Genomic DNA, 21,676 nt, shown 5'->3' with positions numbered 1-21,676 from the left:
ATGACGGGATACACCAAACGGAGCGCGCGGCATGAACTTCCACGGCGTCGCGGCGATCTATCGCTTCGAAATGGCGCGATTCGGGCGCACCTTCTGGCAGTCGATCGTCACCCCGGTAATCACGACCGCTTTGTACTTCATCGTCTTCGGCGGCGCGATCGGCAGCCGGATGGAGGCGATCGACGGCGTGGGCTATGGCAGCTTCATCGTCCCCGGGCTCATCATGCTGACCCTTCTGACGCAGAGCCTGTCGAATGCCTCGTTCGGTATCTATTTCCCCAAGTTCACCGGCACGATCTACGAGTTGTTGTCGGCGCCGGTTTCGACCTTCGAATTGCTGCTCGGCTATGTCGGCGCGGCGGCGACGAAGTCGATGCTGATCGGGCTGATAATCCTCGCGACCTCGACCTTCTTCGTCGACCTGCGCATCGAGCATCCGGCGATGATGGTCGCGTTCCTGATCCTGACGTCGGTGACCTTCAGCCTGTTCGGCTTCATCATCGGCATCTGGGCCAAGGGGTTCGAGCAACTCTCGCTGGTCCCCGCTTTGCTGATCACCCCGCTGACCTTCCTCGGCGGCGCCTTCTATTCGATCGACATGCTTCCCGAGCCGTGGCGGACGGTGAGCCTGTTCAACCCCGTCGTGTATCTGGTGAGCGGCTTCCGCTGGAGCTTCTTCGGCCAAGGCGATGTCAGCGTGTGGTTGAGCCTGGGGGTGACGTTCGCGTTCCTGCTGGGGTGCGCCGCGCTGGTGGGGTGGATGTTCAAGACCGGATATCGGTTGAAGCGGTAGCAGTCCTCCTGCCGTAAGAGGGGGGCTAAAGCGGGCCGAGCGTGTCCGCCCCCTCCGCCGCTACGCGGCACCTCCCCCTGGCGGGGGAGGATTGCAGTGTGTCCCGAGACTGACCTCATCCTCCCCCGCAAGGGGGAGGGGGACCAGCGCAGCTGGTGGAGGGGGCGGACACGCACCGGCTGCTTATGCCCCGTCCCACCAGCCCTCGGCTCAGCGCATCACCGGCAACGCCACGTACGACCCCGCACAAACCCGTTGCGTCGCCTTCACGAAATCCCCCGCCTTCGCCTTGTAGATGTTCGGCACGAACTTCTGCGGGTTGCGGTCGATCATCGGGAACCAGCTCGACTGGACCTGCACCATGATCCGGTGGCCTGCCTTGAAGACATGGTCATGGTCCTTCATCGGCACGTCCCACGCCACCACCTTGTTGGGCACCAGCGGCTTGGCGGTCTCGAAGCTTTCGAGCCAGCGCCCGCGGCGGACCTCCATCGCGATCGGGAACTGATAGCCGTTGAGCGTGCGCGGATAATCGCCGAGCGCGCCGCCGGGGGCGGGCTCGTAATCGTCGGGCAGCACGTCGATCAGCTTGACCACCATGTCGCTGTCGGTGCCGCTGGTCGAGGCCATCAACCGCGCCGCGACCGCGCCGGTGACGGTCAGATCGGCCTCGAGCGGCGCGCTGGTATAGGTCAGCACGTCGGGGCGGCCATCGACGAAGCGCTGGTCGGCGGCTTCCCACCAGCGCCATTCTTGGGAGGGATAGGTGCGCGAGATCGGGCGCTCGCGGAACGGCACCGGATTGGCGGGGTCCGACAAATAGTCGCGGCACGGCTCGCCCGCGGCGGGCTCTGTGAACGACAGGGTGCCGTCGGCGCGCAGATACAGGTTGGTCGCGGCAGCGGCGCGCGGCGGCCATTGCGGATAATCCTTCCACGCCCAGGAGCCGCTCTGGAACATCCGCGCTTCGAACGCCGGCTTGGCGCCCTTGCCGTGCAGCCAGTGCGCGAAGAACGGCGCTTCGATGTCGCGGCGGAACGCGGTGCCGCTTTCGGTGCCGAACTTGATATAGCCGACATCGCTGCCCGGCCCGCGCCAGCTGCCATGCGCCCAGGGACCCGCGACGATCATGTTCAGGCCTTCGGGATCGGCGGCCTCCATCCGCTCGTAGATTTTCCAGGTGCCGAGCGGGTCTTCCTGGTCCCAGAAACCCGCGACATGCAGCGTCGGCACCGTCGTCTTGCCCAGCCGATCGGTCCAGCGATTGGCTTTCCAGAACGAATCATAATTCGGCCGGTCGATGATCGAGCGCAGCATCGGCACGCTGCCGTTGAAATATTGCGTGTCGAGATTTTCGACCGGGCCGAGCTTGAGGAACCAGGCATAGCTATCGACCACGCCGTTGCCGCCATAATCGAAATCGCGGCCCTGATCGTTGTTCTGCAGCGAGAACAGCCAGTCGGTGGCGTAGGACAGGCGGAAGGCGCCATAGCGGTGGAGATCGTCGTTGATCCACCAATCGTTCCACGCCGCCTGCGGGCTGACGGCTTTCAGCGCGGGATGCGGCTTGGCGAGCGCGACCGCGGCGGCATAGCCGGGGTAGGACACGCCCCACATCCCCACCTTGCCGTTATTGCCCTTCACATTCTTCACCAGCCAGTCGACGCTGTCATAGCCGTCGGTCGCTTCGTCGATCGCGTCCGATCCGGCGGGGGCGAGCGCCATCGACATGGTGAAGTCGCCATCGGACTTGAACTGGCCGCGCATGTTCTGGAACACCAGGATATAGCCGTCGTCGACCAGGAAGCGCATATCGGCGGGGATCGTCGCGGGAACACCGCCGGGGACACCATAGGGGGTGCGCTGGAACAGGATCGGCAGCGGGCCGGTCTTGTCGGTCGGGCGCAGGATCACCGTCTGCAACCGTGCGCCGTCGCGCATCGGCACCATCACTTCTTCGAAGGTGAAGGGGACGGCCGCCGTTGCCTGTCGGCCCGGGGCGGCATGGCCGATTCCGGTGGTGGCGAGCAGCAGGGCGAGCAGGGGGGTGTGAAGGCGCATTCGGCTAGGGCTCCGGTTGGATGCCGGGAGAACAGCGCAAGCGCGTGACTTTGTCGAGTGGGCTTTGTCGAGGCCCGGTCGCCATCCCCGCTCGCGCGGGAATGGCGAAAAGGCTGGCGGTCGTTCGGCTTAGAACGCGGCGGTCAGCGAGAAGACGACGGTGCCGTCGGCAATGCTGTCGAATCCGCCCTTCGAGAAGTTGGGCAGCAGATAGGCGCCATCGGCATCGCTGATGTCGGTGCCGACATAGGTAACCCCGAAGGTGAGGCCGCTATAGGTCAGGTCGGCGCCGACGGCGTAATCCCAATATTGCCCGGTTGGGGCGACGCTGGTGCCGTTGGGGCCGAGCCCCGGATTGCCGTCCGAATAGCCGATATGGCCGCGCAGGCTGATAGGGGTGTTGGGGATCGCTGCAACCGCGTCACCCGACAGGTAGAGATTGTCTTCCTTGTCGCCCGGATCGTTATAGACCCCGGCGGCCGCATCGGCGCCGGTGAAATACCAGCGGCCCAGCGCCTCCTGCGGCGGGGCGTAGAAGATGCCTGCGGTCAGCGAAACCGGCCCGGCGGTGCCCGACAGCTTCACATAGGGTTCGATGAAGTCGGTGGTGTTGGCGCCGTCGGGGTACATGTACCACGTCGCGCCGATATCGAGCGTGCCGCCGTCGCCGACCGGGGTCTTGAAGCCGGCGAACAGGTCGAGCTCGAGGTTGGGGCCGCCGAAGGTGCCCCAGCCGGCGAGGTTCGATCCCCAGAAGCCGCCATAGACGCCGCTTTCATGCGCGACGGTCGCGCCGCCCTGGATCACGAAACCCTTGTCGGACTGCGAGACGCCGCGGAAGCGATAGTCGGAGGCGAGGGTGACGCTGCCCGAAACGGTGACCGGTTCGGGCGGTGCGGTTTCCTCCTGCGCAAATGCAGGGGTGGCGCACGTCAGAAGCAGGGCTGAAAGCCCCAGAGTAGAGAAACGCATCGGGTCCCTTTCGGATAGAAGGCGATGGTTCTCTCCTGCTGCCCGACGGTCCCGCGTCTGCCGATGCCCTGGGGCATGCGCGCGATATACTAGTCGAACGTAGTAACGTTGCCGCAACGAGCGGCAACGCACAACTTTATTCTGCTGCCTTGCACAAAACGACCGTTTTTGTGGCCGCGAAGCCACAGCGCGGGGTTCAGCCTATCTGGACGATCGCGTCGATCTCGACCACCGCACCGAGCGGCAGCACGGGTACCCCGACCGCGCTGCGCGCATGCCGCCCGGCATCGCCGAACGCCGCGATCATCAGTTCGGACGCGCCATTGGCGACCTTGGCCTGATCGGTGAAGCTGCCCGCCGAATTGACGAATACGCCGAGCTTCACGATCCGCACGACGCGCGACAGATCGTCGCCCAGCGCCGCCTTCATCTGCGCGATCAGCATCAGCGCGCAGCGTTGCGCGGCGTGCGCGGCATAATCGAGGTCGCGATCCTCGCCGACGCGCCCGGTCATCAGCGCGCCGTCGTCGAACGGCAGCTGGCCCGATATGTGGAGCAAATTGCCCGCGATAACCGCGGGCGCATAGGTCGCGACCGGCGCGGCGGGGGTGGGGAGGGTGAGGCCGAGATCGGCCAGCTTCGCTTCGATGGTGTCGCTCATCCTCCCGATGTGCCGGGTCAGGCGGCGGCGGGCAAGCCCGAAGCGAACCGCTCGGCGATCCAGCCGCGCGCGTCGCGCCAGTCGTCGATTCGCGCATGCGCGTGCACCGCGGCCGGCGTGACGGTGGCAAGATCGGGTTCGGAGATCATGTGCAGCCGGTGGACGCCGGGGGCATGGCGCGCGACCGATTCGTGGTGGACCGCCAGATCGTCGACGAACACCGTCACCGGATGGCCATGCTCGGCGACCAACGCCGCGACCGGGTCGCCCTTGCCGCCCTGGTTGCAATCGACGCGGTGCGCGATGCCGTGCGCCGCCAGCTGGTCGATCCGGTGGCTGCGGCAATGGTCCTTCAAATTGGTGAGGATGACGATATCGGCCCGTTCGGCCAGTGCCGCCAGCGCCTCGCGGGCGTGCGGCACCAAGGTCTGCCGCGCCATTTCGGCGGGGAAGAAGCCGTCGAGCATCCCCCACATCTCGTCGCGCACGACGGTGCTGCCGTCGCTCCGCCGGGTCATCGCGGTCGAGAAATCGCCATGCGCGATCGTGAAATCGATATCGTGCGCCTCGTCGAGCCAGGTGCGGAAATGGCGCACCATGTGCAGCAGCACCTCGTCACAATCGCAAATCAACAACGGCTTCATAGATTCTCCAGCGATTCGCGTGCCTGCACCAGCAGCGCGGGCGAGACGCCGAGCGATTCGGCGCACGCGATCAGATCGGGCTCATAAGCTTCGAGAAAGCCGAGCGCGGCGGCGAGCACCGCGGGATCGCCCGCGCCCTCGCGCAGCGATGCCGGGCTCAAGCCGGTGGTGTCGAGCAGCCGCTCGGCGCGCCGCGGCTCGCCCAGCGCCCACACCAGCGCCTGCAGCGCGATCATGTGCGAATCGCGGTCGGGATTTGTCTCGCGGATCGGCATCGGCTAGCGCTCATGTCATGCAGGAACAGGCGGTCGACGTGGCAAAGAAGGTGCTGGTTGTCGAGGACAACGAGCTCAACCTGAAGCTGTTCTGCGATTTGCTGCGCGCACACGACTATATCGCCGAACCGGTGCGCGACGGGCGCGAGGCGGTGGCGCGCGCACGCGAAGTAATGCCCGACCTGGTGGTGATGGACATCCAGCTGCCGCATGTCACCGGCTATGAGCTGATCCAGCGGATGAAGGCCGATTCGCGGCTGCGCTCGATCCCGATCATGGCGGTGACCGCTTATGCCGGACGCGACGACGAAGACCGGATTCGCGCGGCTGGCGCGACCGCCTATGTCTCGAAGCCGATCTCGGTGATGCGCTTCATGGACGAGATACGCGCGCTGGCGTGACCGCCAAATCCCTCCCCCGCGCGGCGGGAGAGGGGGCCCAGATCACTTGATCTTGGCTTCCTTGAACTCGACATGCTTGCGCACGACCGGGTCGTACTTGCGGAACGACATCTTCTCGGTCTGGTTGCGCGGGTTCTTCTTCGTCACATAGAAGAAGCCGGTGTCGGCGGTGCTTACCAGCCGGATCTTGACGGTAGTCGGCTTGGCCATGGCCCAATCCTTGTCTTCGTGATGCCATAAGGCGAAAATGCGAAAGGCGGCGCGCATCGAAGCGGCCGCCGATTGATGCGAGCGCATGCGGCACGGGCGTGCGATTGTCAAGGCGATCGGGAACCGGTGCGGGAGCTGTGGCATGGCCAAGGACAAGAATCGAGCGCTGGTGGCGACCCCTGCATATCAGCGCGCCGAATTTTCGCTGACGATGCCGAGCGGTGCCGCGATGTCGGCGGGGGTGGAAGTCACCCGCGGCGGAATCTTGTCGATCGCGGTGCTGGTGTCGGCGATCCTGCTGTCGAGCGCGGTGCTGGTCCGCGCGGCGCGCGTCGAGGAACGATTCGCCGATCGGTGACACCAGCCTTGCGCTTCAGCCGAGCAACGCGGGAACCGCAGCCGCCGGTACCGCGCGCCCGAACAGATAGCCCTGGCCGTAGGTGCATCCCAGTTCGGACAGATACCTGGCCTCGCTCTCGCGCTCGATGCCCTCGGCCACCACTTCCATCTTCAGGCGATGCGCCAGGCCGACGACCGCTTCGACGATCGCCGCGTCGTCGCGCTGCTGGCACATGTTCGCGACGAAGCTCTTGTCGATCTTGATCACGTCGACCGGAAACAGTTTCAGATGCGACAGCGAGGCGAAGCCCGTTCCGAAATCATCGAGCGCGATCTTCACCCCGTGGTCGCGAAGCGCCGCGAGCGTGGTCGCGACCTTGTCGGTATCGCGGCCCAGCAGGACGGTTTCGGTGATTTCGAGTTCGACATATTCGAGCGGAACGCCAAGCCGGTTGAACGGGCCGATCACGCGATCGACCAGCTTATCGTCGCGGAATTCGGCGGGCGCCAGGTTGATCGCCACGTGCCCGGGGCACAGTCCGCGATCGATCCAGCCGCGCAAATCATGCGCTACCCGATCGATCATCCGGTCGCTCAGCGCCGCGGCGAGCCGCAGATCTTCGAATGCGGCGGAAACCGTGTCGGGGCCCTGCACGCCCAGGGTATCGTGATGCCACCGCATCAACGCCTCGAACCCGGTGATCCGCCGCGTATCGAGCGCGACCTTGGGCTGGTAAAAGGGCACCGCGCGCGCTTCCTTGACGACCATCCGCGCGACGTGAAGCATCGAGGTGCGGCGCTGGATTCCCGCCCGCATCGCGGGTTCGAACACCGAAACCTCGCCGCGCCGGTTACTCTTGCCGACATACAGCGCGATATCGGCCGATTTGAGCAGCTCGTCGGCGCAGGCGCCGTCCCTGGGATAGATCGAGACGCCCGCGGTCGCCTGGATATCCCAGGCATGCCCGTCATATTCGACGGGGTGTCGAAGCGCTTCGAGCGCCGCCTCGGTCAAGCCGGTCAGGTCGGGTTCGGCGACGCCCGTCAAGAGCACTGCGAACTCGTCGCCCCCCAGGCGACCGACGACGGTCCCGCTGCCGAACGCTGCGTCGAGCCGCGCCGCGAACGCGCGGAGCAGCGCATCGCCGGCGTCGTGCCCGATCGTGTCGTTGATTTCCTTCAAGCGGTCGATGTCGAGCAGCACCAGCGCCACCTCTCGTCCCGGCTTCGACCGCGCGATCGCTTGCTCGAGCCGTTCGGTGAAGCGGAAACGGTTTGCAATGCCGGTCAGCGCGTCGTGGTTGGCGGCCCAGCGGATACGCTCTTCGGCCGTGCGTTCGTCGGTAACGTCGCGGATCGTCACCACGATACGGGCCAGCTGACCCGATGCCGTCTGCATTCGCCAGCCTGCCGTGCGCATCCATCGCATCGCGTTGTCATCGGCCCGCCTGACGCGAACGATGATCTCGGAACGCGCGTCGTTGTCGCCTGCCCACGCAGCATCGACCAGCGCGTCGAGCAGGTGGCGATCTTCTGGCACCACCAGCGTCATCGCGGTGGCGACGCTGGGTTCGGTTTCGGGGGGCAAGCCAAGCATCGCCCGGAACTCGCTCGACCATTCGCGTCGGCCCGAGGCTACGTCATAGTCCCAAATGCCCAGATTCGCCGCCTGCGCCGCCAGCCTGAAGCGTTCTTCGCTGTGCCGCAGTTCGTCCTGCGCCAGCCGGCGGTCGTGCACGTCCTCGAGCGTGCCATACCATTTTACCACCGCACCCGCGGCGTCGACCCGCGCCGCAGCGCGTCCGCGAAACCAACGATAGGCGCCGCTGCTCGTTCGCAGGCGATATTCGATGTCGAGCGGCCGTGCATTGGCCACCGAAGCTGCCCATTGCGTTCGCGTTCGGGGAACGTCGTCGGGGTGGAGCGCCGCGATCCAGCGTTCGCCCATGGCATCGGTTTTCGCGATGCCGGTTATCCTGTGCCAGCGCGAACTGACGTCTAGCACCGCGCCGTCGGCGCCGGCGGTCCAGCTGATCTGGGGGTTCAGCTCGACGGTATGCCGGTAATGTTCCTCGTTCTCGCGCAGCTCTTCCTCGGCGTTGCGGCGTGCGGTGATGTCCGACGCGACCACGATGGTCGATTGCGGCTTGCCCGCGGCATCGGCCACGAACGAGACGTGGACGCTGCACCACACGGCGGTCCCATCGGGCCGGATATAGCGTTTTTCGATCTCGAACGGGGTCCCCCGATCGAAATTTTCGGCAAATATCCGGCAGGATTGCGCGACGTCGTCGGGATGGGTGAACGCCGCGAACTCCAACCCGTCGAGCTGCTGCGCCGAACGCCCCACCAACTTGCAATAGGCTTCATTCACGATCAGTACGCGCCGATCTAGATCGCGGTGCATGATGCCGACGCGGGCCCGGCTCAGTACCGCCTTCAAATCGTCGTGGGCGATCTGTTCGACGAGCGGGGTCAACGCGGCGGCAAGCGCTTCACGGTGACGATCGGACAGCGCCTCGTCGGGCTCGGCCGGGACATCTCGAGATGCCTTTCGGTTGGGAAGATACTGCACTTCGAAGTCCCAACAGCGGATTGTAAGCTTCGCACTTTCGATCCACCAGCTAGCCCCCCAAAGCTTAAGGTCCGGTGAAGTGGCAGCTGCGGTTAGGCCGGGCGGGCGATTCGGGCGCTGTTCGACTCGCGCCGATGCCCGCGTGGAGATCGCGCGCTGCGAATCGGCTGCCCCCCCCTCTGAGAAGGGAGGGAGCAGCCGATTCGCGCAAGCTAGCCGTTTGCGCGCCTGCTGCGCGACTGCCGGCCGCGAGCACGCAAGGGCCGCTTCGCTTTACCGTCGCGCCGTCCCCGGCCCCTCGCGCGTGTAAGCATTTGCCGCGCCGGGCGTGGGAAGCTCGGCGCGCACCGCGGCGCCGGCAGCGTGCGCGCGCTGCAGCGGGGTGCGCAAGGTAATGCCGCTGCCCGACACCCTGGTGCCGACGGCATAGGCGCGCGCGAGCGGGGCGGTGAGAGTGATGCGGCTGCCGTCGCGGCCATTCTGCCGCGCCTTCACCACCGCCTCTTCGGCGTCGGCACCCTGGCTGATCGTGATCGCCTGTCCCGCGCCGAACCCGGCGCCGTCGGCGATGTCGATCGCCGTGCCGCCCTGTTCGACCGCGGTGCGCACGACGGTCGCGCCCGAGGTGCCGACATTGGCGATGACGCCGGCTTCCTGCGCGCCTTCGGCTCCGATCGTGATGGCCTGGCCGGGCACGAACCCAGCGACGCTGGCGACGCCGATCGCTTTGGCACCCGCCGCGGCGCCCTGCGGCGCGGTCGTCGCGGGTTGCACGACGAAGTCGTTGCACAGGCTGTCGGTGTCGGCGCCGTCGGGGAAGCGGCCGACGCTGCGATCGGGCGCGCCGGGGGCCGACGCCGCGAGCGCGGTGGCGGGCGCGCTCGGGCCCGATCCCGCGCCGGGGATGACCGCGATGCAGCCGCCCTGGTGCTGGTCGCCCTCGAGCGTCGCGATTTCGGGCATCGTCACCGCGCCGCTCGCGCTCGAATTGCTCTGCTGCGATCCATAGACGATCGCGTCGACCAGAATCTTGCCGCTGGGATCGGTCAGGCTGATCGCGCCGCCGCGGATCGACAGGTCGCCGCCGAACCATTGCTGCGGTGCCGGACCGCGATAGCCCGCGGTCTGGACCTGCGGGTTGGCGATCGGAGCGCCGCGCGGGTGCGCACGGCCGAGCGGGCGATCGAGCGCGATCCCGCTGCCCAGCGCCTGCACCGCGTCACCGCTCTTGTGCGCATGCCGCGTCGCGGGGGAGAAGCCGATCCCGGTCCCTGGGCCGGCGACATCGACGCCCTCCATATTGTCGAACTTGAGCGGCGCGGTGAGCGTCACCCCGGTCCCGTCGGCGCCGGGCGACCCGATCGCCGCGACCTTGACCCATTCGAGCCGCTGGCCGGTGCTGAGCGAAAGCGTGTCGCCGACCGAGAGGTTCGATACGTCGGCTAGCTTGAGCGTGGTCGCGCCCTGCTTGACCGCGACCGCCAGCGTCGTCTGCGTCGCGGCGGTGCCGACGCGGGTGACCGTGACGACCTCGGGATTGCCGCCGGCGTCGATGCTCATCTTGTCGCCCACCGCGAATCCGGTCGCATCGGCGACGGGCAGGGTGGTCGAGCCTGCGGGAACGGTCAGCCAGGGGCCGGTCGATACCGGGATGAAGATCGTCGTCGGCACCGTCGCTGCGGTTCCGACGCTGGCGATCCGGCGGGTTTCGCCGGCGATCGCGATCTGCTGCCCGGTCGCGAAGCCCTCGGTGCTGCGCACGTTGATTGACCGCGCGCCTGCCGCGGCTGGCGCGACCAGACCCGAAGGCGCAAGCCCCAGCAGATAATGTTTGCCCGCTGCCAGCCTCGTGCCCGCCGGGATGGTCGCCAGCGGCTCGGAGGCGAAGAAGGTTCGCGTGTTGGTGAGCTGCCAGTTCGAGATGTCGACCGCGCGGTCGGAGGCATTGTAGAGCTCGACGAACTGGTTGGTCGCATTGCCGCCGGTGGCAAAGCGGACCTCGTTCAGCTTGACGGGCTGCGCGCTTCTAACGCGTTGCAGGCTGGTGTCGGCCTGGCGCCCGGCCGCACCGCGCCAATCGGCTTTGGCAGTGAGGAAGCCCGCGCTGGAGGTAGCGGGCGAGGTTATTTCGAAGGTGGTTTGCACGCTGGCGCCGGGGGCCACGCGCGCGAAGCTGGCGGGGGTTGTCGGCCTTGCGGTCCAACCGCTCGGCAGCGCTACGCCCAGCGCGACGTCGGCGGCGGGCTCTGCGGCGGTGTTGCGGAAGGTGGCGGTGAGCGTGGCACCGCCGCCGGGGCGGAAGCTGGTCAGCCGGGTCTGGGTGAGCCGCTGCAGATCGTACCGCGCGGCGACGACATTCGCCTGCACCGCGTCGGTGACCGCGTCGCTCGGATGGCCCGCGGTCATCACGCCTTCATAGAAGGTACCGGCCGAGCCGTTCCCGTTGTCGCCGCCATTCCCCATCTGGATCGCGCCCTTCTTGCGCATCGGGAAATAGTCCTTGTTCTCGCGCGAGCCCGGACGGACGCCTTCGTAGAAGGTGCTGAGCGCGCCGCGCTGGGCATCGCCGCCGCGCAGCTTCCAGAAGTTGCGGCCACCGCCGCCGAACACCCCGGTGACGAAGCGCCAGTCGATCGACGGGTTGGCGGCGTTGACGCCGGCGTCATAGCCCGAAAACAGCCCCGCCTCCATGTCGGACATGATCCATGGGCCCTTGCCCGATCCGCTGCCCCAGCCGCTCGAGGTGCCGAAATAGACGCTTTCCATCGTGCCGGTGCCGACCGCGAGGCCGTTGGTCGATGCGTTGCCATAGTTGAAGCAGCAGCCGTTGCTGTAATGGTCGCCCGCCACCACGACGTGGATTCCCCCGGCCTCGTCGTCGATCGGCAGGTCGCGCGCCTTGTTGTTGCGAAAGCCCATTCCCGGCATGACGTAGACGCCATACGCCTTGCGGCCGCCGCCAATGGTGATCGGCGCCATGTCGGCGATCGGCAGCGCGTTGAAGGCACCATTCGCTGGCCCTGGATATTTGGGTCCGGGCGGCGCCTGGTACAGGTCGTTGCCCTTGCCCGATTGGTCGTAGAGCTTGGTGATCACGCACAAGGTGCCGGCGCAGAACCGGTCCTGCGCGGCGGCATCGGCATAGCCATCGGGCAACACGCCGATATCGAGCAGCGTGTCGTCCGACCGCCGCATGACCTGGTAGAGCGGGCCGGCATAGCGCGACAGCAGCACGCGCGTGGTGCTGTGCGCCGAGACGCAGGGCGTGCCCGCGGCATTGTACAGGTCGCAGGGGCCCTGGGGGAGGTCGGCCACAGGGCGCGCCGGGGCGGTGGTCGCGGGGCCGCTGCTTGCGAGCGCCAAGGCGATCGCGAGGGCTGAGGTTTCGAGCATCTGTTCCCCTTCGGACGGTTAGATCATGGGGGCCTCGCCTATCGGTGCGGCCCGACCGCGACCGTATCGCCCGCCGCGCGGCTTGGCGACCGTCGAACGCAGGGCGCTGCCACGCCGGGAAGATCGCAGATCGGCGATCGCGTCGGGCATCGGTGCCGCTTGCATGCGGGATCCTATATTGTGCCCAAAATCAAGATGCAGTTCAGAATGGCGATATATGATACTTGCCAAGCCGAAGACTAATGGAAATGCGTCGTCTTTTCTTGAAGGTTAATCACGCATTATACCGACTATATGGCTGCAACTGTCTATTCACATCAAGGGTTGCGATTGATATCCCTAGATGTGCGATATTCAGATGCGCGCGTATCTAGTGGGCAAGTGCGCTTGCTTTAGTCTGGAGCGTTCTGGCAAGCGGCGGTGAATAGATAGGGGGCGGTGATGGCTGGAGGGGTTGCGGCGTTTTTGCTCAAGCAGGCGTGGAATCTCTTGTGGAAGCAAGGCACGCCCTATTATCTGCCTACCGTGCTGGTCGACGGTGCTTCGGGCGACGGGCATACGGTTCCGCCCTTGGGGAATCGCCCGGTCCCCGATCTCGGTCCCTTCGGCCTGTTCGGCGATTCGACCTTCGGCGAGGTCAATCTGGGCCTGAGCGGTGCCAGCATCGGCGGGCTCGGGACTGCCGCGAACGGCGGGTTCACCTATGACGAGACCAGCCAGGTCTTCACCGCGATCATCCGGTGGCAGGGGCTGTCGTACGCGGGCAAGTACGCGGTGACGGGCAACGGTCTGCTCGGCTGTGCGGCGGCGGGGGCGAGCGGGCTGATGAAGATCATCCCCGGGCTGCAGGTTGGGGCGTCGGCGTTGGGCGACGGCGACGGCGACGCGCGGCTCCAGCAAGCGCGCGACTATCGCGACCAGCTGGTCCAGACCCCCGCGGGGCTCGAGATGGTCGGTCAATATTACGACAACAACTGGGCGATGAACGAGGTCGTCCGCGGCCAGAACGTCTTCACCAGCTACATGAGCCAGAACCGTCCGACCTCGGCGGGCTTGGCCGACCAGACCTCGGTGGCGGCGGCGGCGCCCGACGATCCCACCAAGACCGTCGGCGACACCGCTTATTATGCGAGCTCGATGATCCGCCAGGTGATCTTCGAGCGCGCCTGCCAGAATGCGGGGGGCAATGGCGCCGACGATCCCTTCGCCGATGCCGCCAAGGCGACGCTGTCGTTCAAGGGCGTGGTGAACGCCAGCTACACCGGGCCGGTGACGGTGGGCAAGGTGATGACCGAGGTGTCGTCCACCCCCGCCGGCGCGCTGCGCAGCCATTTGCTGGCGGCGTCGCTGCAGGAATCGACCGACATCGCCCCCGTCGGCGCCTTCCGCGACGAGGCGGCGCGCCAAGTCTATATCCAGGCGCACGAAGAGGCGCAGGCTTTCATCCGCGACTACGAGCAAAGCGACGGACCCAACCGGCTCTTTTCCGAGCTGGCCGCGCTGGGCGGCGACATGCCGATCGGATCGGGAACCTTCACCGATACCTTTCCGGTGCCCGACGTGGTGATCACCGGCACCGTCGCGGTCACCGGCGACCCGAACAACCCGCAGCTCACGGTGACGCTCACCAAGCTGACCGCGACCCTGCCGAACATCGCCATCTCGCTCAGCAGCGGCGGTAACTGGCCCTATCCCAACCTCTACGACAAGGTCACCCAGGCGCTCGCCAATGCGGGCTTCGTCCACGATCTCATCCGCAGCAAGCTGGGCGACAAGCTCGGCGATCCCACTGTCCTGACCTATCTCAGCAATCGCATCAACGATGCGATCAACAAGGCCTTGGGAGACTTCTGACCGCATATTATTCGGGGGGTACCGTTATGAACGATGTTTGCCTGGGCATCAGCCAGGACCAGCTGAATCAGATACTTGCCAGCGTCTACACCAAGACCCACGCGCAGCTCTTCCAGGGCAATGCCTCGCTCGATTTCCAGGGCACGACGGTAAACCTCAACTACGACATCGGCGCGCCGCCGCTGGTAAATCTTTCGGCCGGGCTGCACCTCGAATCGGCCGCACAAGCGGTGCTCGCGGCGGCGGCAAGCCATCCCGAATTCGCCAACGCCAATGCCGAGTTCGTCCCCCAGGACCATGCAGAAACCGTCGCGGCGTTGCTCGCCGACGCCCCCGGCCTCACGATCACGCTCAACCCGATCGTGATCACCTTCAGTTCGGGCCCCGAAAGCGCGCCGATGACGGTGTCGTCGGTGACGCAGGCCACGCTCACCTCGTCGGGCGGCAAGATCGGCTTCAACGTGATTTCCACCGCGGTCACCTCGGGGGGAACGCCGTTCCAGCAATGGCTCACCACCAAGTTCATCCAGCCCAAGATGAACCAGATCATCCAGCAGGCGCTGGACGGCGTATCGTTCGCGATCCCGTCGATCCCGGGCGTGCCGGTCAGCCCGTTCAGCGTGGGTATCGTCAACGGTAGCTTGCTTGCGGTCGCCAACGTCAACGGCGGCCAACCGCCGGTGCCGACCCAGCCGGTGCCGGGGCTTGGCCAGCCCTTCTTCGTGTCGCTCGACAATGCCGCATTGCAGGCCGCCGCGCAGGCCGCGATCGGCAACGGCGTAGCGCTCAACGGCGGCGATTCGAGCGGCGGCAGCGGCTTCAGCGTCCACTACAACTACTCGTTTCGCGCGGTGAACCCGCAGGTCCAGGCGCAGGGCAACCAGATCGCGGCGGCCTTTTCGGTGGCGGGGTCGGCCGGCGCGGGCGCCGAGGTGTTCTGGGTCGATATCGGCATCGGCGTCGACATCGGCACCAGCCCCAATCCCACGCTGATCGCCAATGTCATCCCGCGCGGCAACAGCGTGTCGATCGTCAGCGATCATGCACAGGACTTCAACATCGACGTCAACCTCAGCGGGTCGGTGGGCAAGCTGGTCGGCTGGATGGTCAATTGGCTGCTCTCGTCGATCGCCAACGCGCTCAAGCCGCAGATCCTCGGCTATCTCGGCGGGATCAACTTCGCGACGCTCAACATTCCGGCGATCACCCAGCCGATCGGCGGCACCTCGATCACGATCACGCCGTGGCTCACCAGCACCGGCGGCGGCGGCGGGGTCATCATCCTCGGCGGCAACCTGGCGGCATCATAGCGCGCGCAGGCGCGGTTTGCAGGCGACGGTCTTGGGGGGGGCGTGCATGGCGACGATCCGATTTTTATCTTGGAACATCCAGGTCTATGGACCGAAGAAATACGGTCAGTCGGCCAACAACGCGAACCTCGCCTATCTGGTCGGCGCGATGATCGCGCACACCGGGGCGCAAGTGGTGCTGCTCCAGGAACTGATGACGTCGATCGCCGAAGCGGTGGCGTTCACCGCCGCCGAAACCTGCGCGATCGCGACGGGCAAGCAATGGCGCTACATCGTCCTGCAGACGCGGCCCGAGAAGGATCGCGAATCCTACGCGATCCTGTTCCAGAGCCAGGACGCGAAGTTCGCGCCGATCGCCAACGGCTTTGGCATCGCATCGGGCGATTTTCCGACTAAGGACCTTACCAAGGGCGGGCGGCGCCCCGCTTATGTCTATTTCCGCACCACCGACACCAACACCGTGTTCGTCGCGACCAGCTATCATGCGCCGCCCAGCGGCAACACCTCGCTGGGGGTCAAGCGGCTCGGCCAGATGCCCGAAATCTACAGCATCAATCCCGGTGGCACGGGGGTGCTCAACACCAATTCGCGGGTGATGGGCGGCGATTACAACATGCCGCTACCGCTCAACGCCGACCTCTATGCCTGGCTCACCGATCCGGTGCCGGTGCCGCCGCCCCCCACCACGGCAGGGCAGGGCGCCGGTTCGGTCGCCGCGGTGGGTGACCCGACCATCCTCGCCACGTGGGCCGAAGTGACCAAGGCATGGGGCGACGATCCGCGCAATTGGCACGCCGATCCCGCCTGGTACGTCCAGAAGGACAATTGCCTCGACAACCTCTTCTGCCGTCCCGCGGCGACGCGGGGCGGGGTGGTCGATGCGTTGGGCATCCTGATGGATACCGGCTCGGGCCCGAGCCGCTTCGCCCAGAAATTCATCACCCAGAAGGACGGTTCGGAGCAATTCCCGCACGCTTCGATGCTCGGCTATCCGATGAACAAATGGCTCCAGAGCGCGCCCTATGCCTACATCTTCTACCGCAACGCTGTCAGCGATCATCTGCCCGTCTGGGCGGACGTAACGATCTAGGAGGTCGACCGTGAGCCCGCAGGACATCGAAGCCATCCTTCAGCCGCACATCGACGGCGGCACGCTCAAGCTGCCGGTCGGTGCCTTCGGCGCGGGGGCCATCGCCAAAACGCTTGGGGCCTATCTGCCGAAGGGCGCGACGCTCGACATCGTCGATGCCAAGCTCACGCCCGGCACCCAGGACGTCACCGTTCGGGGCAAGGGCAGCGTCGCGCCGTTCGCCGACACCTCCGTCACCGCGGTGTTCGACGGATCGGGGAGCGAGGTCCAGCTGCTGTTGACCGCCACCGCGCCGTCGGCCTGGCGGTTCGACACCGCCTTCGATCAGCTCGGCGGCTCGGTGCTCACCGAACTCGACTATTCGGACGTCACGCTGGTGCTATCGACCACCGCGCCGGCGGCCAGCGCGCTCACGCTCGCGACCACCGCCAAATTCAACGGCGATATCGGCGTGATCGGCTGGCTGCTCGGCAATATTTTCAGCTTCGCGCTGAAGGGGCCGATCGCGATGAGCGGCAACGTGCCGGTGTTCACGCTGCAGGCCGACATCGCGCAGGTCAGTCTCGAACCGCTCGGCACGTTGACCCCGGCGTTCCAGATCGCTTCATCGGCGATGACCTGGTACGATCATCAGGGCGCCGCGCAAACCGCGGCCAAGGTGACGATCGGGCTGGCCGCCAATGTGACGATCAAGCGCAAGAAGGTTCCGATCTTCATCGATCTGTCGACACCCAAATCGGTGGTGGCGATCGAGGCAGATCTGAGCGGCGCCGCCAATCTCGCGCTTGCCGATCTGGGCAGCCTGGCGGGCGGTGCCGATCTCGCCTCCTATGTGCCGAGCGATAGCGGCTTTCCCGGGATCAATGCGGTCGCGGGCTTGAGCTTCCAGCTCAATCCCGTGCAGCAGAAGATCGTCTCGATCGCGGTGCAGGCGGCGGTATCGGGCGATTGGCCGATCATTCGCGGGGTGACGTTGACCGGCGGGCGGATGTCGTTCGCGGTGCTCGATCCGCTCGGCGCGCTCCAGGTCCTGGCATCGGTCGAGGCGACGGCCAGTTGGCCGGGCGGCACGCTGGGCGTGGGGGTGGCGATCGCCAAGACATCGTCGGGGCTCACCGGTACGCTGTATGCGGCGCTGCGCGAGGGCTCGGTCGTCCATATCAACGACGTGATCGACTATTTCCTGAGCGTCGACATCCCCGCGACGCTCGACCTCGATGGGCTCGATCTGGGGATCACCGTTCCCTCGCTCGACTGGTATTTCGATACGTCGCTGTCGGGCAACTGGACCTTGCCGCTCGGCTTCACCTCGGTCGCGCTCACCGGCGCGTCGGCGCAGCTCGAGCATAATGGCGGCGCGACGACGGGGACGATATCGGCGACCGCTACCGTTGCCGACATCGATTTCGACGCGACCTGGAACCTCCACGAGCAATTCACGCTCACCGGCAAGTTCCCCGACATCAACCTGACCGAGCTCGGCAGCAAGCTGACCGGCACCAGCACGCCGAGCGGGCTGCCGGTGGTGACGATCACCCACGCGCAGGCCAGTTTGACGATCGCCAACGAGCAGCGCGCGCCGGTGACGCGCGCGGCGCAGTGGCTCGTGGCGAGCGACGGCGGCAAGATGTATGATTTCATGCTGTCCGCTACCGCGACCGCGAACGGCCATGACCTGGGCTCGGGCTTTTTCGAGGTTCGCCGCACCGCCAAGTCGACCGGCTTCGTCGTCGGTTTCGCGGTTCCCGAGGCGTGGTCGCCGGGCGACCTGTTCCCGCCGTTGGCCGACTTGTTCAGCGGGCTGAGCTTCCGCAACACCGGGTTGATCGTTTCGACGATCGCGGCGGACAAGCTGACGCTGCCCAACCTCACGATGCCGGTGCCGACGCCGCTCCCCGCCGGCGTCACCGCGTTCACGACGCTGCAGCTCAAGGGCGATGGGCTCGACCTGCTCAAGAAGCTCTTCACCGCCGACGTGACGCTCAACCTCGTCGCGCAGATCGACTCGACCACGCCGGCCAAGTCGCTGATCAAGGCCTCGCTGCCCTCGTTCGAGGTGAACAAGGATTTCACCTTCAAGGAACTGGCGGTGGTGCTCAAGCCCGGCGCGGCCGAGTTCGACCTCATCGCCGCCGCCGCGCTCAAGATCGGCGGCGAAACGCTCGTCATCGCGGGGCAGGGCAGCATCAAGCTCGAGCCGCCCGCGGTCGCATTCGACCTCGCGGTGGAGAATTGGCCCAATCCGTTCGGCATCGCGGGGCTGACGGTCGCCAATGCCGGCGTTACGGTCGTCATCGGCGGGACCGGCGTGACGATCGGCATGCTCGGCAGCTTCGTGATCGGCACCGCGCCGCGCCAGTTCACCTTCACGATCGGCGCGTCGATCATCGATTTCGAAGTGCCCGGCGCGCTGCTGTTTGGGCTCGACGCCAGCGATCAGGCGCTCAAGCTCACCGACCTCATCACCGAATTCACGACGCTCGACCTTTCGAGCGTGCCGGTCCTCAACGGGATCGCGTTCAAGACGATCGATCTCTACATCGTCGACGATCCCAACGGCTTCAAGATCGGCAATCAAAGCTTCCAGCCGGGCATCCAGGTGAAGGCCGACGTGCTGTTCTACGACTGGGAAGTGATCGTCGACGTCGCGGTCAATCAGGATCGCGGCGTATATGCGATGGGCAATGTGAATTTGCCGATCAAGCTGGGCGATGACCTGCTCGTGATCTCGGACTTCCAGGGGACCAAGGGGCCGTCGTTCCTGGTCGACACCGCGGCATTTACCAGCGGCGTGGCGCTGGTGGCGCGCGATGCCCCGCGCTTCAGCACGCTCCACCGCGACTCATCCGTCTCGACGCTCGCGCTGGCGCACGACCTGGCGACGCTTCCCGCCGTCGATCGGCGACCGTTGCTGGCGGGCGAGGCTGCGACCTATCTCGAGCTGTCGGGCAATGTGAAGCTGCTCGGCGGCGCGATCCAGGACAAGGTCTATCTGAAGGCGAGCCGCGATACGCTCGACTTCGAATATGACTTTACCTTCCTGGGGATGACCGAGCAGCTGAGCTGCCACCTGAGCATGGCCAAGATGAGCCTAGCCGCATCGGCGAAGTTCGGCTTCTCGCTGAAGATCGACCTGCCGGCCTACAAGATCGCCGGCATTACGGTGATCCCCGCGATCCATATTCCGGGGGTTGCGGCGGGACTGACGCTGGGGGCGGGGCTCGCGCTGAGCCCGGTTGGCGGTTCCTTTTCGATCGGGCTGTCGTTCGGCTATGCCGGGCAGAACTTCACCCCCAACTTCACCCTCACCCTAGCCGACATAACCCACGCGATCGGCAATCTGTGGGATGCGATCGCGACCTGGCTGAAGAACAACGTCAAATTGCTATACGCTAACATCCTGTCGTCGCTGGAAAATTTCGCTGCCGCGATCGCTTCGGGTTTGATCGCGTTCGGCAACGATCTGGTCGCTGCGGCCAAGGCGATGAAGGCCGCGTTCGACGCTTCGATCGAGCAGATCGGGCAGGTGTTCAAGCAGCTCGGCAAGACGTTCGAGGATGCGTGCAATGCGATCGCCGAAGCGTTCGGCAAGACCGCGGCCGCGGTTGCGAAGGCGCTCGATGACATTTGGGCCGCTGCGAAGGGCTGCGCGATGCAAGGGGCTGCACCGCTGATGCAGGCGACGTCGCGGGGCGCAGAGGGAGACCGCCAGCGCGACGATGGCTTGCGGCTCGCCGTGGCGTATGAGCTACGCTGGCGCCAGGCGCTGTTCGACATGGCGGCGCTGCCCGGCGGACGCGAATTGTTGTTCCACTATTATCTCCACCAGCACGAGATCGTCCGGCTGATCACGATCGAAGGCCGCAACCGCGTTCTGCCGGCCACCAAGGACGCCGATCATCCGCTCCGCGAGCTCGGTGATCGACTTGCGGCGATTCGGCCCAACGCCTCGCCCGAATCGGTCACGTCGATCGATACGATGCTCGCCATTGCCGCGCCGTATGTCGATCGCGAATATGCCCTCGCGCTCGAACTGCTCGCGGCGTGAACGCGCGCGATCCGTTGAGCGACGCTTGGTCGCTGCTGGGGGGCGAGCGCGCGCGCTTCGACGCGGGGCTGCTCGACGCGCTGCACCCCCAGCGCCGCTACCTGACCGAGATCGAGCGCGCGACCTATCGCGGGGGCAAGAAGCTGCGCCCGTTGCTGTTGCTGCTGTCGGCGCGCATGTGCAGCGCGCAGGAAGATGCGCCGTTGCCCGCCAAGGCGGTCCAGGCCGCGGTCTCGCTTGAGATGCTGCACACCGCCACGCTGATCCACGACGACATCATCGACGAGGCGGCGCAGCGCCGCGGGGCGCCGTCGACGGCTGCCGCGCGCGGGACCAAGACCGCGATTCTCATCGGCGATCTGCAGTTCGTCCAGGCGATCCGCGTGTTTGCCGCGAGCGTCGAAACCCAGCGCGACATGCAATTGGTCAACCACGTGCTCGATGTCGGGTTCAAGCTGTGCTGCGGCGAACTCGACGAGCTCGACATCGATCCGACGCGTTCGATCGACGAACTGCGGATGCGGTATTTCCGCACGATCGATCGCAAGACCGCGACGCTTTTTGGCTTTGCGTGCGAGGCGGGAGCGACGCTCGCCGATGCAGGGGAGCGCACGATCTATGCGATCAGCCAGTTCGGCTGGAACGTCGGGCGGGCATTCCAGATCATGGATGACGTGCTCGATTTCGTGCATCCCGAGGCGCTGGCGGGGAAGGGCGCCCATGCCGATTTGCTGGCGCAGCGGATGACGCTGCCGATCATCTTAGCGCTGCCCGAGTTCGAGCCCGATCATGTCTTGCACTGCGTGGTGCGCGGCGAAAGCACCGATGCCGAATCGATCGCCGCGGCGGCGCGTGCGGTCACCGATTCCGCCGGGTTGATGCGCGCCTATGCCCTCGCGCGCTCCTATACCATACTCGCCATCGGTCAGCTCAACCTGGTGCCCGCCGGTCCGCATCGCGATGCCGCCGAGGCGATCGCCTATCATGTGGTCGATCGTCCTTTCCTGGCCTCTCCAAACCAGCCCGCCGCCGATCGCGCCGTGGCTTGAT

At 66.1% G+C, this 21,676-nt stretch carries 16 protein-coding genes; 8 read left to right on the top strand and 8 right to left on the bottom strand.

The genetic code is table 11. The features are described from left to right. Positions 1-31 precede the first annotated feature (31 nt). Positions 32-793 (top strand): ABC transporter permease, encoded by a 762-nt coding sequence (locus NMP03_RS09800; protein ID WP_256505185.1) that lies wholly within the window; start codon positions 32-34, stop codon positions 791-793. Between the two features lie 210 nt (positions 794-1,003). Here NMP03_RS09800 and NMP03_RS09795 read toward each other — a convergent pair whose 3' ends face one another. From NMP03_RS09795 to NMP03_RS09775, 5 genes are all read right to left on the bottom strand, one after another. Then, the gene (locus NMP03_RS09795; protein WP_256505184.1) at positions 1,004-2,854 is read right to left on the bottom strand and encodes a CocE/NonD family hydrolase; all 1,851 of its coding nucleotides are present in this window, start codon (positions 2,852-2,854) and stop codon (positions 1,004-1,006) included. A 129-nt stretch (positions 2,855-2,983) separates the two neighbouring features. After that, a complete protein-coding gene (locus NMP03_RS09790) occupies positions 2,984-3,826 on the bottom strand; it encodes a TorF family putative porin (RefSeq protein ID WP_256505183.1) in 843 nt (280 codons plus the stop codon). Positions 3,827-4,022: 196 nt separating this feature from the next. Further along, positions 4,023-4,487: a RidA family protein gene (locus NMP03_RS09785; protein WP_256505182.1), complete on the bottom strand. Its 465-nt coding sequence runs from the start codon at positions 4,485-4,487 to the stop codon at positions 4,023-4,025. A 17-nt stretch (positions 4,488-4,504) separates the two neighbouring features. Continuing rightward, on the bottom strand, positions 4,505-5,131 hold the full coding sequence (locus NMP03_RS09780; protein WP_256505181.1) for an HAD family hydrolase: 627 nt from the start codon (positions 5,129-5,131) through the stop codon (positions 4,505-4,507). Next, positions 5,128-5,406 carry a DUF3572 domain-containing protein gene (locus NMP03_RS09775; protein WP_256505180.1) on the bottom strand — a complete coding sequence of 93 codons (279 nt, stop codon included), beginning with the start codon at positions 5,404-5,406 and terminating at the stop codon, positions 5,128-5,130. The genes NMP03_RS09780 and NMP03_RS09775 overlap by 4 nt, the downstream gene beginning before the upstream one ends. Before the next feature lie 38 nt (positions 5,407-5,444). Between NMP03_RS09775 and NMP03_RS09770 the strand changes: the two genes are divergently transcribed. Beyond that, on the top strand, positions 5,445-5,807 hold the full coding sequence (locus tag NMP03_RS09770; RefSeq protein WP_256508085.1) for a response regulator: 363 nt from the start codon (positions 5,445-5,447) through the stop codon (positions 5,805-5,807). Positions 5,808-5,849: 42 nt separating this feature from the next. Here the strand turns inward: NMP03_RS09770 and rpmG are convergent, their stop codons facing one another. Beyond that, positions 5,850-6,017, bottom strand: a complete 168-nt coding sequence (gene rpmG / locus NMP03_RS09765) for a 50S ribosomal protein L33 (protein ID WP_033922433.1) — start codon at positions 6,015-6,017, stop codon at positions 5,850-5,852. A gap of 142 nt (positions 6,018-6,159) precedes the next feature. Here rpmG and NMP03_RS09760 point away from each other — a divergent pair, with 142 nt between their 5' ends. Next, positions 6,160-6,375, top strand: a complete 216-nt coding sequence (locus tag NMP03_RS09760; RefSeq protein ID WP_256505179.1) for a hypothetical protein — start codon at positions 6,160-6,162, stop codon at positions 6,373-6,375. A 15-nt stretch (positions 6,376-6,390) separates the two neighbouring features. Here NMP03_RS09760 and NMP03_RS09755 read toward each other — a convergent pair whose 3' ends face one another. Both NMP03_RS09755 and NMP03_RS09750 read right to left on the bottom strand, forming a co-directional pair. Then, positions 6,391-8,931 (bottom strand): sensor domain-containing protein, encoded by a 2,541-nt coding sequence (locus tag NMP03_RS09755; RefSeq protein WP_256505178.1) that lies wholly within the window; start codon positions 8,929-8,931, stop codon positions 6,391-6,393. A gap of 273 nt (positions 8,932-9,204) precedes the next feature. After that, positions 9,205-12,324, bottom strand: coding sequence for an arabinofuranosidase catalytic domain-containing protein (locus tag NMP03_RS09750; protein WP_256505177.1), 3,120 nt, complete (start codon positions 12,322-12,324; stop codon positions 9,205-9,207). 441 nt (positions 12,325-12,765) lie between these two features. Between NMP03_RS09750 and NMP03_RS09745 the strand changes: the two genes are divergently transcribed. From NMP03_RS09745 to NMP03_RS09725, 5 genes are read left to right on the top strand one after another with little or no spacing between them, the layout of a single operon-like run. Beyond that, positions 12,766-14,178, top strand: a complete 1,413-nt coding sequence (locus NMP03_RS09745) for a hypothetical protein (protein ID WP_256505176.1) — start codon at positions 12,766-12,768, stop codon at positions 14,176-14,178. Between the two features lie 26 nt (positions 14,179-14,204). Continuing rightward, entirely contained in the window at positions 14,205-15,488 is a 1,284-nt protein-coding gene (locus NMP03_RS09740) for a hypothetical protein (protein ID WP_256505175.1), read from the top strand. 46 nt (positions 15,489-15,534) lie between these two features. After that, positions 15,535-16,578 (top strand): exonuclease/endonuclease/phosphatase family protein, encoded by a 1,044-nt coding sequence (locus NMP03_RS09735; RefSeq protein WP_256505174.1) that lies wholly within the window; start codon positions 15,535-15,537, stop codon positions 16,576-16,578. Between the two features lie 10 nt (positions 16,579-16,588). Next, on the top strand, positions 16,589-20,626 hold the full coding sequence (locus tag NMP03_RS09730) for a hypothetical protein (protein WP_256505173.1): 4,038 nt from the start codon (positions 16,589-16,591) through the stop codon (positions 20,624-20,626). Further along, positions 20,623-21,675, top strand: a complete 1,053-nt coding sequence (locus NMP03_RS09725; RefSeq protein ID WP_256505172.1) for a polyprenyl synthetase family protein — start codon at positions 20,623-20,625, stop codon at positions 21,673-21,675. The genes NMP03_RS09730 and NMP03_RS09725 overlap by 4 nt, the downstream gene beginning before the upstream one ends. Position 21,676: the final 1 nt, after the last annotated feature.

It is taken from the genome of Sphingomonas qomolangmaensis, assembly GCF_024496245.1.
Taxonomy (GTDB): domain Bacteria; phylum Pseudomonadota; class Alphaproteobacteria; order Sphingomonadales; family Sphingomonadaceae; genus Sphingomonas; species Sphingomonas qomolangmaensis.
This window is presented reverse-complemented; position numbering and strand designations above follow the sequence as displayed.

Coding starts and splice junctions, on each gene's coding strand:
- NMP03_RS09800 (WP_256505185.1), top strand. CDS start 32: ATGAACTTCCACGGCGTCGCGGCGATCTATCGCTTCGAAATGGCGCGA.
- NMP03_RS09795 (WP_256505184.1), bottom strand. CDS start 2,854: ATGCGCCTTCACACCCCCCTGCTCGCCCTGCTGCTCGCCACCACCGGA.
- NMP03_RS09790 (WP_256505183.1), bottom strand. CDS start 3,826: ATGCGTTTCTCTACTCTGGGGCTTTCAGCCCTGCTTCTGACGTGCGCC.
- NMP03_RS09785 (WP_256505182.1), bottom strand. CDS start 4,487: ATGAGCGACACCATCGAAGCGAAGCTGGCCGATCTCGGCCTCACCCTC.
- NMP03_RS09780 (WP_256505181.1), bottom strand. CDS start 5,131: ATGAAGCCGTTGTTGATTTGCGATTGTGACGAGGTGCTGCTGCACATG.
- NMP03_RS09775 (WP_256505180.1), bottom strand. CDS start 5,406: ATGCCGATCCGCGAGACAAATCCCGACCGCGATTCGCACATGATCGCG.
- rpmG (WP_033922433.1), bottom strand. CDS start 6,017: ATGGCCAAGCCGACTACCGTCAAGATCCGGCTGGTAAGCACCGCCGAC.
- NMP03_RS09760 (WP_256505179.1), top strand. CDS start 6,160: ATGGCCAAGGACAAGAATCGAGCGCTGGTGGCGACCCCTGCATATCAG.
- NMP03_RS09750 (WP_256505177.1), bottom strand. CDS start 12,324: ATGCTCGAAACCTCAGCCCTCGCGATCGCCTTGGCGCTCGCAAGCAGC.
- NMP03_RS09745 (WP_256505176.1), top strand. CDS start 12,766: ATGGCTGGAGGGGTTGCGGCGTTTTTGCTCAAGCAGGCGTGGAATCTC.
- NMP03_RS09740 (WP_256505175.1), top strand. CDS start 14,205: ATGAACGATGTTTGCCTGGGCATCAGCCAGGACCAGCTGAATCAGATA.
- NMP03_RS09735 (WP_256505174.1), top strand. CDS start 15,535: ATGGCGACGATCCGATTTTTATCTTGGAACATCCAGGTCTATGGACCG.